Source organism: Leuconostoc sp. UCMA20149 (genome assembly GCF_030400235.1).
Lineage (GTDB): Bacteria > Bacillota > Bacilli > Lactobacillales > Lactobacillaceae > Leuconostoc > Leuconostoc pseudomesenteroides.
Map to the genome: position 1 here is coordinate 15,040 of NZ_VJYC01000019.1, position 14,872 is coordinate 29,911.

The window sequence follows — 14,872 nt, forward strand, 5'->3', positions numbered from 1 at the left end:
TAACAAATTACTTTACAATTATCTTATTGAAGATTAGTTAAGCAAATTTGATTTTTTTAATAAGGTCGTGGGGACATTATTTTATAGTAATCAATTTTTATATCTAGTTTTCAAAGTACATAATCGACTAGCCATTGGCTGGTCTTTTTTTGTGCTTTTTTGTATTTTTTAGGTTTTCTTAATGAAATAAGCCTTTTTGACAAAAATATAAGCACAAGGTATGTTACAGAAGTATTTCAACTCCTATATCAAACCTTATGCTTATTATTCTACAGACTCCGGTCAACCTAAACACCACATGTTTAATGTTATGGTAATCTACCGGTAACTTCTGTGTAAAATAAACGATGATTCTTTTTTAATTAAGACACAACTTCATCAAGAATAACATGATTGTGTTTAAAAGTAAACGGAGCGTCCACGCTTTTGAAATGTCTATACAAAGGCTTTTAGCAATCTAATTACTCACTATTATATCAAATGTTTCAGTCAATAAAACCGTTTTCAAATCATTTTATTTTAAGCACAATAAAAAAAGACACATCTAGTGCCTAAAGTTCATTATTTTTATTACCAATTTTAATGCCTTATTTTTCATCATTTTGGCGTTCTTCGAGCATTCGGTGTTTACGTTTTTCATAAGCTCTACGGTAACGTTGCATGGCTTTATATTCTTGTGCAAAGACTACCATTGGTCGTTTTCCATTCAGAGCTTGTCTAAGTGGCATGGCATTCATTTTTGAAGCCACTTCATCTAATTGTCGTTGCTTCACGTCTTTAAAAGAAGTGCCTTTAGGATACCAATCACGTAACTTACGATTTCGATTTTCATTGGAGCCACGTTGTTGTGGTGATGACGGTGTCGCATAATATAACTTGATTTTTAGTTGTTTCTGGACGTACTCCAAAAAGTCCCATGATATAAATTCAGAACCATTATCGGCTGTGATTGTGCGAACCGCTTTACCGTAACGTTCATAAAACAGCTTAAAGGCATCAATCATATCACTAGATTTTTTACTATGAACCAGTATCAGTGCAGTAAACCGAGTCTTGCGTTCAGTCAGTGTCATAATGGCTGTGGTATCTTGATAACGCTGATTATTCATTTTAGCTGGCAACACTAAATCAATTTCCCAATGACCAAACTGTTTACGACTTTCTACAACTTGTGAACGATCAAATATAGAATGGCGGACTAATTCTCCGTCATTTTTTAATTGTTCACGTAGTCGTGCAATTTCACGTTCCTTATCACGTTTAGTTTGTGCCACAGCACGTTCTTTGGGTGTACCATTTTGACGATGATATTTCTGTTTCCGAATATTGATAAGGCCTTGCCTAGACCATAACCTGATTACTGATGCAGAAACATCAACATCTTGCACATTACCAGCAATTTGCTCTGGCGTCCAATGTTCAACATTAACCCAAGTTTCAATGATCTCTTTTAATTCTGGTGTCAGTTTGAGACCAGTACCCATTTTACTGCGCTTTTTCAAAGCAATATATTGTCCACGCTGTGCCGAATACTTGATACGTGCGTGTATGTCCATATTCAACAGTGTTCGTCTATCTAAATGTGAGAAATCAAGTGTATTGCCACGGTGTAATTCACGTAGTATTGATGACGGCGTATAGCCTAAACGTCTTGCGATATCTGCTTGTGTCATTTTCTCAATATTCCACAAATATTCAATCATGTGACGTTGGTTCTCATTCAACCGTGGTTGACGTTTGCGTTTTTGTGTTGTTTCATCACTCATAAAACATATTTGCTCCTTAATTATGATTATTTTAGTCTAGGTATTTACCCCTTATAACAAGTTTAACATTTCACAATGTTGCTTATTATTTTATTTTTTAAAACACAATATATTAAAGTATTAAGCATAATGAAGATTTTGTTTTTGAAGTTAAATAAAAACGACCCTGGAAAATTTTTCAGAGTCGTTTTTCAATTCTTGACGCTTATTTGATTTCTTATCAGTCGTGTGTCATTTTGACTCGCTCTAATATAAATAATATCACCAGCTCGTAATACTAAATCGCCCTTTGGAATCAGTACATGTTCAGATCTCTTGACCAGTGTAATCAAACTATTGGAACCCAGTTGCAAATCTCTTATTTGTTGATCTTCTAAGATACCACCAGCAAGAACTGGCACTTCCGTGGTTGTCATGGAGGACATCGTTAGATGCACTGGTTTTCTTTTTAACAAACGTTCTAGCAAAGATTCATATATTGGCGCACCATTTAATAGATCAACTACTAAGTAGGCTACTAAACTTACAAGTGCTAAAGGTAAAATGTGGGTCACACTCCCCACCATCTCAAAAATAAGAATAATTGCAGTAAATGGTGCTTTACCAATACATGCGAAGTAACCGGCCATACCGATCACAATAAAGTTTAAAGCATAATTTGCACTCATGAGATGTAAATAGACAAATATATGAGCCATTAATGCGCCACTTAGTGCACCTAAAGTCAAAATAGGTAAAAAGATGCCTCCTGGCAGACCGGAACCGTAACTAATCATTGAGAAAACAAATCGAACTAACAAAATTACGATGATCATTTTCATTGTCAAAGGTGTTTCTTTCAGCGACAAAATTAAATTATTGCCCCCACCCAAAAGATTTGGCCATAAGATTCCAATTGGTATCACCAAAGTAAACGGCACAATACCGTATAAATATTTAGGGACCTTAATTTTACTGTAACAATTTAAGCTGAATAGTAAAACTTTTTGATATAAAAAGCCAAATAAACCTAATATAATACCAAATACCAACAATAAGCCATATAACTGTACCGGGAAAACACTTAAGTGACCAACAGATAAAACTGGTGTTTGGCCAAACAAAACCGTAGAGACAAAATCCGAAACGCTTGCGCCTGTCAATGCACCAACCCAGACAAAGGGAGAAATACTGTGATAGACTTCTTCCAATACAAACATAACGCCGGCTAAAGGTGCATTGAATGCAGCTGATAAACCAGCAGCGGCACCACTGGCTATAAGCCCTTTCGATTGATTATGACTAAGATGTTTATATGATGCTACACCGTGACCAATTGATGCACCCAGTTGAATTGAGGGACCTTCCCGCCCCAGCATCAAACCACTACCAATAGCCAAAATTCCTGATATAAATTTTCGCCACAATGTCGACCACCAGTTTATTTTTAGTTCACCTAATAATAGACCTTCAACCTGCGGGATGCCGGAACCGGATATATTAGGTTCTTTGTTTAACATCCATGCAACAATTAAAAAGCCTATAAAATTGGCTATCATCAAAAAAAATATTAGCATTATATTGCCATGTGAAATATCTACATACAACGCTTGCACAAATTGAAGCAATTTTTCAATTGTCCATCGGAAAACACTAACAACTATTCCTGTTAAAAAACCTATAAGTGCACCATATAATACTACTGACAGCTTTGATGTATTGAGTCTAATTCTTTTTTTAAACATAAAATCAGTGTACAACAAAAACGAGTTTGATTCCAAGCATAAAAACTATTAATGTTTTTCGGCAAGTTGCCTTTTTGCTTGATACAACTGTTCTTCAATCTTATTCAACCCGCTTTCGGTATTACGATCAGTTCCCTTAATTAGCAAGTCTAAATCACGATAAGCAAAGGTTAGCTCAATTGATTTTGAAACCAATTCTTGCACCCTAGATGCTAATTCTTTGTTAAAAAAAAGCACATCTCCGTAAGTTTGAGATTGTGCTTGCCTGATTTTGGCTTGTAATTGCATTGATATGCTCAACGTTGTTTGGAAGTTGGGCGCACCAGCTTTGAATTGAAAGCCCTGTCTATCGCTTTCTAGTGTTTGGTCGAGTTGACTATATAAGTCTCTAAATCGTTCTAACTGCTTAATATAAAGCTCTAATTGTTCTGGCTTTAACCATATTTTTGTTGGCATCTTACTTTTCCTTTCATAAAGCATATTTGTACATAACTATCACCACTAATAGATAATTTAAAACATTTATTTTGTCATTAAAGTTTTCGGCATCTCTAATAACTACTGCGACCATATTTAAAGATATAATCAGACTAATCAACAAAAACCTCATTCCATGTCCCACATAACTACCAGACAATTGACTAGAATATTCTGACATCAAAACAATCATCAGTACATCAAGTCCAATAATAGAAATTCTTTCAGATACATAGACCCAAGATTTCTTTAGTTTCAATTTCATTTTTTATATCCTTTCACTTTTAATTGCAAACAAAAAAGCTAGTACCTATCAAGCACTAACCCATTTGTGACTAATCATATATATTTGTACGAACCGTCAAACCTGTTTCTTTGCGAATTTTTTTGATGATTTCTGGAATTTGTTCCGTATAGGTACTATCAAATTGCGCTATTTGTTGTGAACTTGTAGCTTTGCCAATCTTATACCATTCAAAGAATATATTGACCTTTTTGGAGTAAATTTGATCTACAACTCTCACTTCATATATTGTGTTAGGTTGCTTAGCAAACATTTTTTTAATATCCCCAATGACAGCATCAATTTGGTTCATAGGGAATGCAACTTGTGATTCCTCTCATGACATGCCTACTTAAAGAACTGTTGTCACGCTATTTGTCGTATTGACATTTTCATAATTTATTTCTGACAAGCTTAGATCGATTTTTTTTGCTGTAAATGCAATTCCTTCCCCAGTCTGCACATACATCGTTTGATTTGTGAGATCATAGCCAACCCAATATCTGGAATAATCGGTCATGTCACTGGTGGCACTCGCATGCTCTAGTCCACGCGGGATGATGACTGCTCTGAAGACACTATAAAGTTGATTAATACCATCCTTTCCCTCAAATGAATCTAGAGCATTTGATAACAGAAAAGCACGTACAAATCTTGAAGGTGACGTATAGTCTCCTGGCAGACCAAACATACCATAGCCAGTTCCCATTTCAATTGGTTGCATCGTATACTTCTCATTGATTTGCTTTTGTTTCGTTGGATCATAATTGCTAAGGCTAATATAATTTCGAATATTCGTTGTGTGATAGCTATATTCCGGACTATTTGTGACAACACCAATCCCGTCATACAACACAAAGGCACCATTATCTGTCGGTTCTAAAACAATTTGCTCCCCTGTCGGATCAATAAATGTGTAATGCAAAGGAAACTGCATTGGAACATCCCCCATCATAAATGGCGTATCAACTAGGGAAAATTTTTTATAATTAGCTTTTATTTCTTGCACTGACGCATATTGACTCAAGATATAAGTCACAAATTCTTCACCCAAAAGTGGTATTAAACCACGAGACTGAATGTTTTCTTTACTATCCCGTGTTGTTTCCATTAATACTTGTGTATCACCTGACAAACCCTGATCGTTGATGCCATCATATAAAATAGTCGTATCTTTGACACCCATACCCATAGTCGTATATTTTGATTGCCAAGGGCTAAGTTGACTGTCAAGTAAATGATTTTTCGGCAAAGTCAGAATAACTGTTGGAATAGCACTATCCGAATCTTCACCAAACATTCCCATTGCTAAGTCCATTGTACGCCCAAAAAATACGTTGCCCTCTTTTGAGGTAATACTAATACCAGTACACATATCACTTACCTACTTTCTTCACCTTTTGTATGCCACTATTTTATCACTAAACGAATAAATTAAGTATATTCCTCAGTAAGATTTGATCACGTTTAGCAAATACGAAAAAAACAAACTTCAATCAGATCAAAACTTAGTATTGATGTATAGACCAATGTTTCCAAACATCTAATCAGCTTTACTCAGTCGACCATCCACCAATTCATATACATGATCAGCAAATTTTTTCAAACGCACATCATGTGTCACTGTGACAATTGCCTTATTTTGTTCATGGGCGATCGTTTGCAATAATTCACCTACAACTTCTACGCGATCAGTATCTAAAGCTGCCGTTGGCTCATCAGCTAAAATTATTTTCGGATTTGCATACAAAGTTCTGGCTATTGCCACTCTTTGTGCTTGACCACCTGATAGTTCAGCAGGGTATTGATTTAGTAATTTTTCGATTCCGAGTTGTTTCAATAGTTGATTAAATTTGGTTTGGCTCAAGTTGCCGTTTGGCTTTACTTTATCCAACAGCTCAAATTGTTCGTAAACATTTAAAAAAGGAACCAAACTATAACGCTGTAAGATAAAACCAATTTGATTTAACCGAATTCGCTCTTGTTCTTGCTGCTTTAATTGATTAATTGATGCACCGTTCAACAGAATTTCGCCATCGGTTGGCGTTTGAATCCCGCCAAGAATAGTTAACAGCGTGCTTTTCCCCGAACCTGATGGCCCGAGAATCAAAGTTAATTCATTCTCATTCGATTCAAAGTCTATTGTGGTTAAGGCTTGCACAGCATTCGAGCCTTTACCAAAAACTTTGTTCACTTTTTTTAATTCTAATGTCGCCATATCATTTTATCCTCCAATAGCAGTAACTGGATCAATTTTTGAAATAATTCTCATTGGAACGAGTGCGCCAATCAGACCTGTCAGTAATATACCAACGGCAACTAAAATAATGAAAGTTGTATCAAAGTACATAGGCACCGTATTTGGAATCACAGTCGCAGCCAAAACCGTAACGAGTAAACCGACAACTATGGCAATAGACAAAATTACGAACGCTTCACCAAATGTATTTTTGAGAAGATAGTTACTCGGAATCCCCTGTGCTCTTAATACTGATAAATTAGGTAACTTTTGTATCGTTAAAATATACAGGAATATCGTGATGATCACTAGAGATATAATGATCAGGAAAACTATCATGAAAGCGAAGGTTGTATTTTGTGCTGAATATCCGGGTAATTTGTTTAAATATGCCTGTCTACTATAAGTAACCAAGTTATTATCTTTGACTTTGAGATTATCATGCTTTTTAGAAATAAAGCCACTGGCCGAATACTTTGTCCCAACCCCTTTTATGGTAGACCAATTATCAATGTCGCCGTATACGACAGGTGCCATGTTATATTGTGCATCGTTCACTTTACCAACGATTGTATAAAGATGAGTATCCAATCCAATTTTTATTTTGTTGCCTACTTGTAGATTTTCAAATTTATTAGAAACAACAACTTCATGTTGGGTTGCAGGCTTTTTGCCGGAAATTAATTTTAAATTTTGAAAAATATACTGCGTAGATTCAAGCCCAATGAATTGTGCTGACTGTGTTTGTGAAGTCCCTCTTTTCTTGATATTAGCAGGCGTTATCCCAACTGTTGCTACATTTTTGTCATCATGAAAAATCTTAGATTGCTTTTTAGTCAATAATGACTGACCCATGTTACCATTAGCGTCCTTTGTCATCAAGGCACTTTGAGTTTGCCACGAAGTAATTGCCGCAGTATTTTCGTTTGCCAATCCCAGCGATAAGGCACTCAGAATAAAAATTAGGAAACTAATTAAACTGATAACTGCGACAATGAGACTGTATCTGAATTTTTCATGGCGAATTTCTTTAATGGCTAAAAACATCATTATCCTTCTTTCTGATTCAATAAGTCTTGTACAGTGGTAAGTCTGTTAATGATTTGAGCTGTGTTTTCCGGTTGCAGAAAAGCCTCCTTGATTGATTCATGACTGACCAACATCTCAAGCCACCATTTAGTATCCAAATTTTGCTTCGTGTGAACAGCAAAATTTGTTGCATTCGCATGATTTATATGAGTATTGCGTAAACTTTCATTGACTTGATAATATTTTTTTAGAAAATTATAGTATGGGTTAACTTCAATATCAGCAATAAAACGAATTGTTGCCTCAAAGGGGGGTGCGAATTGATCATGGTGAATCTCATCCATGACTAATTCGAACACCCATTCATAAGCATCGTATAAATCCTCAAAATAGGTATAAAAAGAACCTCTCGAAATATTAGCTTGTGCTACAATGCGCGCAACTTGAGCATCTGCTATACTATAAACGGAAAATTCATCAATCAAAGCCGTTTTTAAATTTTGCTTTTTTTCTGTTTTGATTCTGGTTAATATGTCTTTTGCCATTTTCATCTCTTTTTGACACGGTGTCATTTATTGCTTTTATAATATATTATTTCTGACACGGTGTCAATTTATTTGAATTAAGATATTTGATCTGAAGTATAAAGACTCATGCAAAAAACAGACTTATAAAGTCTGTTTTTTATTGCATAATATGGCAAGTTAAGTGATTAAAATATGATTTATCATCAAACGCATTTCGTTAGTTTAACTTAGATTCCTCAACTACGCCAAGATGTCCTGACTGAGTTAGCACCTCTATTAATGGCACAATAATAATTATTCCCAATAAAATGTATGTTAATCGATACGCATTTAAGACAGATTGATATTGATTCAAAACGGAAATACAAATTGTGACTAATGAAATACCAATACCCTGTGATAAATTTTGACTCACCGCAGCTAATATATTAGCACTATTTCGTTCATCATAAGGAATCTCTACTAAGCTCATGCCATTGTATGCTGTTAAAGCTAAAGATCTACCAACACCTGACAATGTTAGGATAGCTATTATATAAAATTGATTTATTTGGCCCGTCAGCATACCAACCATAAACGTTGTAAAAAATATCAGAAACAAGGAAACTATTATAGTATTTTTAAAACCTAGTTTTTGTATGATATTGTTTGCAAATGGCTTTATCGCAATATTGCCAACGAAAATAAATAGCACAATGGCACCTGTTTTAATGGCAGACCAGTGGCAAGCATTTTGAAAGAATATGGTACTGAGATACGGAATGGCACCCACAGTTAACCACATGATACTACCCCCAAATTGACTTACTTTATATGATGGAAATCTGAGTGCTCGTATGCTAAATAGTGGCGAAGTCGCCTTAATGAGATGTTTAACAGTACCGATGCTGCTAGATATAAAAATCAGTAACAATACTATGGATAACATATTAAGCACTTTTTTTGATGAAACGATGTCCAAAGCAATTAAGAGCGAAGCGCTAGCTAAACTAATTAAGGCAAAACCAATCCAATCAAAAGACGTACTTTTGTCTGTACGTTTGATATCGTGTTGTAAAACCTTATTACCAATGATAAATAAGGCCATACCGATTGGCACATTAATCATAAAAATCAAACGCCAGGACCAATATGTCGAGAGTACCCCGCCGATAAATGGCGCAATAGCTGGTGCTATTAATGCTAGCCAAATCACATAACTAATCATTTTAAGTAGGTTTTGATGTGGTGTGTTTTCTAGAACGATCAATCGTGCTATTGGAACTAGTAAAGCACCCGAGAAACCTTGCAATAATCTCATACTTAGCATGAATGTTAAATTTGATGCAAGTCCACTACCTACTGAGCTCACCGTAAACATGATGATAGCCAAAAGCCATATTTTTTTATTACCATACTTTTTAGCAAGCCAACCACTCAATGGTATGAAAATAGCTACCGCTATCATATATACACTAATGATTAACGAAGCATTAGCAGCAGTAATCTGCAAACTGTTTTTAATTTGTGGTAAAGCTGTTGTCACAATGGTACTATCTAACATCTCCATAAATAAGCTTAATCCCATTAACAGCGCAATTGGTTTTTCGTTATTTTTCATTTGACCTTATCCTTTTATTCGAAGCGCTACTACATCCGTTTCGCTTAGTTTATGAATAAAATCATAACATATAGTGTTTACATCGTGAACACTTATATTAAGAAAGAAGACATCACAAATTATTGTGACGTCTCCTTTTTGTCTAATTAATTTTTGGGCTACCTATCCCAATTTCTAATGATGGTATCCAATGCTTCATTGAGTTGCTGATATTGTTCTGCTGAACACTGATTCGCTATCTTCTGATTAAGATCAAGAATATTGTTTCGAATTTTTTGGGTTGCTTCTTGCCCACTTTTAGTTAAGTATAGTGCATAAGCACTTTTATTGCGGTCACTACTTCTGCGTTCGATTAGACCTAAAGCAACGTATTTTTTAATAACGCGCGTCAATAGGCTACGCTGCACATGACGTTTATCAGCTAAAAACTGCTGACTACACCCTGGATTTTCTTGAATTGATAAAAAAACATTATAATCGGTCACATTGACAGATATTGTTTCTCCAAAATTGGCGTACTCTTGCATAAATAACTGATATAAATGACTTATTTTACGACCGGTTTCTTGTAATGTCATATTTAGTATTACCTTTTCAATTAGTTTTATTCATCATAACACGATGTGTTTACAATTTATACACTTTGTAAACATGTTAAATTGTGTGTTTTTGTATAATCTAAACAAAGCTTGAGATTATTATGATAACGAATCAATTTTCTACTATATTAGACTACCAAATTGAGGAATGCTTATGCACTAAAATACGTGATTCATCGTGAAAACCTTGAAATTTCAAAATAATTTTTTGATTAGGATGATTTTTGATATTCTTCCAAATGGCAGTTGTCTCAACGATGTTACCCTTTTTAACCGTCTTTCGAGATACTGGTTTGCCGTGATCATGAACAATTTTCAAATACATACTAATCTGATTATTCGTATAGGGTTTGTTTGGCGATAGGCTCTCAGCGCTCATTAAACTCTGGTAATCATTCTTTGACCATTGTTGACGCTTGAGCTGTTTCAAACGCTGTTGTGCTTGTCGATTTTCTTTTTGTTTAAAATCATTCACAAAATAGCAAGTGCCAATAATCATAGCAAAAAACATGACTGATACAATAATTTTTTTCTTCATCAAGTACTCCTCCGCTAATGAACAACTGCATAGCATCATTGAATATTGTTTGGATCTGCATTCTTATCATTTTTTTCAATAAAATCAGAAACCGTATCAAAATAAAACCAATGCTCTTGAACAAACGTATCAAAGGTCAAGCTCGCATCATTTTGATTATCATTAATTTTCAGATTTTCAAAAGTATATGATGTGGCAAAAGTACTCGTACTTTGTGCTTTATCTAAATAGCTCATTTTTTTGTAGTTTGCAATCCATGACTCAAAGTCAGCCAGTGTCCATGTTGTAAAGAAAACGTTGGATGAATTGTTACCCTGCATCATGTCACTACCTCGCGGAACAGAAAAAACATGACGCATATCGGTCGAATGCTTTGTGCTATTTTCTGACATACTTGACTCTGCAGAGCTGATACTGACAAACGAGGAACTAATATCCTTTTTTGTCTCTCTAGTACCTGTGCCCGATTTAATCAACAAAACGCTTGCTATTATTACTAATACTGCTAAAAAAAAGAAGTAAATGTGTGTGTGTTTATTTTCCATAAATTTTATAAAGAATTGTCTCATACACGACATGAGACAAAGTGTCCATTGGCGTCATTAACATGATAGTTCATCGATTCCTTTTTTACCTAATTGTAACCAATAGTCGGAAATTTTCCCATCTTTAAGTAAATAAACAGCACTGCCAATTTCTGTGACAGTTTTGATCTATTATTGCAAATTACAGTTCAATAGTGCTTACCAATCACTATTTGTAACGGCTGGCGTAAATAACAGCGAAATATTTCAAACACCACTTGAAACTCGCCTACTCTCTCTTTTTCACAGATTGATAATGTCCTTTGTTTCGATATCTTGATAATCCACCAATCACCCGTTATATAGTGAGCAATACCTATTCGTCAAAGCAAGATATATTATCATTTTTTTGGCATGATAACCATCAATCACAATTAATTTTGATTGATCAAGCGTTTATTGAAGAACAGTAAAACAGAAACAATCACTAAGAGAAATGATGATATGACAAATACAAATCGCACACCGAATTGTTCTGACAAAGCACTAACAAATATGGAAGCCATTGAAAATGTCCCTGTGTAAAGAACGGTAAGACTACTAAAAACATTTGGTAATAACTTGTTATCAGTACGAGATTGGATCAATGCAGTTTGTGGAATATCTTTTAATTCACCAAATATGCCAACAAGTCCAGATAAACACAATAAAATCCACATATTGGAATTGATAGAAACAACAAAGGTAACTAGAGCAACTATTGTAGTACCAGTAATCATCACAGAAAAAGGATTTTTAGCTATTCGTTGGCTTAACCTATAACATAGAACACCGCCTAGAACGCCACCAAACATATAGGCTGCATTGATATATCCCCACCAATATTGAGAGGCATTTAGCGTTTTTTGAACAAAGGCAAGAATAATTGACGAAATCCAGACACTGTTTGCGAAGGTATCAAGAATCGAAATGACAGCAGTCAATTTTAAAAGAGGCACGGTATCAATTGTTCGCCAGCCCTTCAACAAATTATGCCAAATGCTATTATTCCCTGAGGTTTGTTGATCAATTCTGACTGATTGCAACTGTAAAAGTAAAATAACAGATAGACTGGCAAGTGCCAAGCTGAGAACAAGGATGCTAGGAACAGAAAGCCAAGCTAACAAAATACTGCCACCTGCCCAGCCACCAATACAAAGTATTTGAAACGATGTATTTAATATGCTATTAGATTTGACTAAATCATTATCCGCCGCGTAATGTGGCAATATTGATTGACTGACAGGTTGTGCAAATCCATCTGAAAAAGCAATAATACTAATAATGACGAACAGACCAAAGATATTTTGTTTAACAAAACCGTTTTTGATATAAAATAATAAACCCGCTAAAAAAACTGCCTTGATAAGCTGGGTACTGACTAAAATATGATTTAGTTTTAACTTATTGGTAAAAAGTGGCGACATGAAACTTGCAATTACCATGGCACAGGTGATAACAGTCGGTACTAATGATGAAGCAATTACTGAATGAGTTAAGTTATAAATTGCACTGATGACGGAAATAATGTATAACGTATCACCAATGTTTGCTGCTGATTGACCGAACAATAAGAATAAAAAGTTTTTATTTTTGAGCATGAACATATACCTTTTAAATTAATATGAATTATTAAGTTGTAATAGATATATGATGACTACACGCCAGTGGTCTCCTTTATTTTTATTGTTAACAGTATCTATGCTCAAAAATACTTTTTTTAATCTATCACATTAATGACGGAAATGCAATTCGCCTCCATAGCGTCTTTTATGCTTACAAGTCGTTTCACTTTTACACCGCACGCTCGAAGCAGACTAAACGATTTAATCACAAATCGTATTGATAAAGGAGAATAGTTCAAAATAGTAAGTTATGATCGGCTTCATTTTCTTAATTAAATATAAAAAACAATAGGTCTCAAAGCAGAATAACCATCTGTTTTGAGCCTATTGGATTAATTGAAACGCTGTGTTTTTTTCCTTTGCAGCTGTCAAAACTTTTAATGCATAAACGACACAAGTATGCCAGCTATAACCAGAACTAACGCACCACCAATACGGTTTCCCATTTGAGCAAAAGCAATCAAATTCAACCTATCAGAAGCAGCCAAAACAGCCACATTTCCAGTACCGCCCATACTATTATTAGCTAAACCAGCAGTAATGACTGACTCGACTGGATATAAGCCAAACAATTTACCGAGGAAATAACTTGCCAATGAAATCACAATAATACTCGTTAAGCAAAGTACCACAAACTGCCATGATAATGCACTCAATAGAAGTTTGATATTAACTAACGACATTCCCACTCCTGCCAACAAGGCATGTGTCATGTTCTTAGTAATCACCTGTCCGGACATAATCACAGACTGTTCATAATACTCAGGCAACAAGCCCAAAGCTTTTGTTAATACAATTGACAAAATGATGAAAGCGTATGCATTGATTGATGGAAATAGTGCACTTAAGAGTGTGCCAAATACAAAGAAAGAAACGGATATGATCAAGCCAACACCTATTTGAGTGTAGTCTGGTTTGGGATCTGCTACGACTTGCGCATCAGCATTTTCAGTCTTCAGTAACACGCCGTGCCCATTTGACTTGCTGTGTAAGAACAGTTTAGAAACAAGACCGGCACTAATAATAGCCAGTAAATTACCTAAAATAACGGCGGGGAATAATTTTGATAAAATAACTGCGGCAGAGCTACCAAAGGCGTGAGCATAAATACCTGAAAGTGGTACAATACCAGCGCCAACTCCGCCGGCCATAATAGGCAAACTAGTATACAATACTGCGTGACTAAATCCAACACCAATCAACATACCAACTAAGCCCACTCCGAAGAAAGTAACTGCCATTGACAAAAATGCTACTGGTAAAAATCGTACCGCTGCACTGAGTAGCATTTTACGATTCATTTTAAAAATTGATGATCCTATAAGGGACACAATGTACAGGCCAAGAAAATCCATGCCGTTGATAAATCCTGATGCTGTTTTGACAGTATCACTAGGAACTATATTGAGATAAACCAACACAGCCATCACTAATATTGTAAAGACTGAACCACCACCCAAATAAGATCTAAAAATTGGTAAATGAGCCCCAATATAATAGAATACATGTCCCATAATAACCAAAGCTAGAATGGCCCCAATCATTGTATTGGGTAACTTATGCGTACTAATAGCTACAATCAAAAGAATAGCCATTACAATATAAGCAACTGATGTGAACCCGATAACTTGGACAGAATAAAAATCTGTTCAGAAAGTTATCGGGTATTCTTATGTCTAAATATTCAAATGCATTTAAATTAACGGTCGTCAAAGAATGGCTGTCTGGTCAAACTGGTTTACGTACGTTAATCAAAAAATATGATATTAAGAGTCACCAAGCAATCTCTGAGTGGCGAGATGAGTTTCTGATAACTGGATCAATTGGGTCTAAAAATCACAGAGTCTATTCACCAGAATTCAAAATGACCGTATTGAATTATCGTGTAACACACTCACAGAC

General features: G+C 35.1%; 15 protein-coding genes and 1 pseudogene. 1 reads left to right on the top strand and 15 read right to left on the bottom strand.

The window, feature by feature from the left end:
• Nucleotides 1-587: 587 nt before the first annotated feature.
• The 15 genes from FF105_RS10375 to FF105_RS10445 form a co-directional block, all read right to left on the bottom strand.
• Nucleotides 588-1,766, bottom strand: coding sequence for an IS30 family transposase (locus FF105_RS10375; protein ID WP_268767144.1), 1,179 nt, complete (start codon nucleotides 1,764-1,766; stop codon nucleotides 588-590).
• Nucleotides 1,767-1,957: 191 nt separating this feature from the next.
• Entirely contained in the window at nucleotides 1,958-3,490 is a 1,533-nt protein-coding gene (locus FF105_RS10380; RefSeq protein ID WP_200136517.1) for a ClC family H(+)/Cl(-) exchange transporter, read from the bottom strand.
• Nucleotides 3,491-3,538: 48 nt separating this feature from the next.
• The gene (locus FF105_RS10385; RefSeq protein ID WP_290046850.1) at nucleotides 3,539-3,946 is read right to left on the bottom strand and encodes a hypothetical protein; all 408 of its coding nucleotides are present in this window, start codon (nucleotides 3,944-3,946) and stop codon (nucleotides 3,539-3,541) included.
• A 13-nt stretch (nucleotides 3,947-3,959) separates the two neighbouring features.
• Nucleotides 3,960-4,232 (bottom strand): hypothetical protein, encoded by a 273-nt coding sequence (locus FF105_RS10390; protein WP_148422796.1) that lies wholly within the window; start codon nucleotides 4,230-4,232, stop codon nucleotides 3,960-3,962.
• Between the two features lie 70 nt (nucleotides 4,233-4,302).
• Complete coding sequence (locus tag FF105_RS10395) at nucleotides 4,303-4,563, bottom strand: hypothetical protein (RefSeq protein ID WP_148422797.1); 261 nt, start codon at nucleotides 4,561-4,563, stop codon at nucleotides 4,303-4,305.
• 39 nt (nucleotides 4,564-4,602) lie between these two features.
• On the bottom strand, nucleotides 4,603-5,625 hold the full coding sequence (locus FF105_RS10400; RefSeq protein WP_148422798.1) for a linear amide C-N hydrolase: 1,023 nt from the start codon (nucleotides 5,623-5,625) through the stop codon (nucleotides 4,603-4,605).
• A 168-nt stretch (nucleotides 5,626-5,793) separates the two neighbouring features.
• On the bottom strand, nucleotides 5,794-6,468 hold the full coding sequence (locus tag FF105_RS10405) for an ABC transporter ATP-binding protein (protein WP_148422799.1): 675 nt from the start codon (nucleotides 6,466-6,468) through the stop codon (nucleotides 5,794-5,796).
• 6 nt (nucleotides 6,469-6,474) lie between these two features.
• Nucleotides 6,475-7,539 (bottom strand): ABC transporter permease, encoded by a 1,065-nt coding sequence (locus FF105_RS10410; protein WP_228929065.1) that lies wholly within the window; start codon nucleotides 7,537-7,539, stop codon nucleotides 6,475-6,477.
• The gene (locus FF105_RS10415) at nucleotides 7,539-8,069 is read right to left on the bottom strand and encodes a TetR/AcrR family transcriptional regulator (RefSeq protein WP_200554203.1); all 531 of its coding nucleotides are present in this window, start codon (nucleotides 8,067-8,069) and stop codon (nucleotides 7,539-7,541) included. The genes FF105_RS10410 and FF105_RS10415 overlap by 1 nt, the downstream gene beginning before the upstream one ends.
• A gap of 193 nt (nucleotides 8,070-8,262) precedes the next feature.
• Complete coding sequence (locus FF105_RS10420) at nucleotides 8,263-9,645, bottom strand: MFS transporter (protein ID WP_290046855.1); 1,383 nt, start codon at nucleotides 9,643-9,645, stop codon at nucleotides 8,263-8,265.
• A 158-nt stretch (nucleotides 9,646-9,803) separates the two neighbouring features.
• On the bottom strand, nucleotides 9,804-10,223 hold the full coding sequence (locus tag FF105_RS10425; protein WP_188353303.1) for a MarR family winged helix-turn-helix transcriptional regulator: 420 nt from the start codon (nucleotides 10,221-10,223) through the stop codon (nucleotides 9,804-9,806).
• 154 nt (nucleotides 10,224-10,377) lie between these two features.
• Nucleotides 10,378-10,782, bottom strand: coding sequence for a hypothetical protein (locus tag FF105_RS10430; protein ID WP_188353302.1), 405 nt, complete (start codon nucleotides 10,780-10,782; stop codon nucleotides 10,378-10,380).
• Nucleotides 10,783-10,817: 35 nt separating this feature from the next.
• Nucleotides 10,818-11,327, bottom strand: coding sequence for a hypothetical protein (locus FF105_RS10435; protein ID WP_290046856.1), 510 nt, complete (start codon nucleotides 11,325-11,327; stop codon nucleotides 10,818-10,820).
• 413 nt (nucleotides 11,328-11,740) lie between these two features.
• Nucleotides 11,741-12,946, bottom strand: coding sequence for an MFS transporter (locus FF105_RS10440; protein ID WP_290046857.1), 1,206 nt, complete (start codon nucleotides 12,944-12,946; stop codon nucleotides 11,741-11,743).
• Nucleotides 12,947-13,347: 401 nt separating this feature from the next.
• Nucleotides 13,348-14,595: a 2-hydroxycarboxylate transporter family protein gene (locus FF105_RS10445; RefSeq protein WP_290046859.1), complete on the bottom strand. Its 1,248-nt coding sequence runs from the start codon at nucleotides 14,593-14,595 to the stop codon at nucleotides 13,348-13,350.
• Between the two features lie 47 nt (nucleotides 14,596-14,642).
• On the opposite strand from FF105_RS10445, the pseudogene FF105_RS10450 reads away from it, so the two are divergent.
• Nucleotides 14,643-14,872, top strand: a pseudogene (locus tag FF105_RS10450) (helix-turn-helix domain-containing protein); the annotation flags it as partial.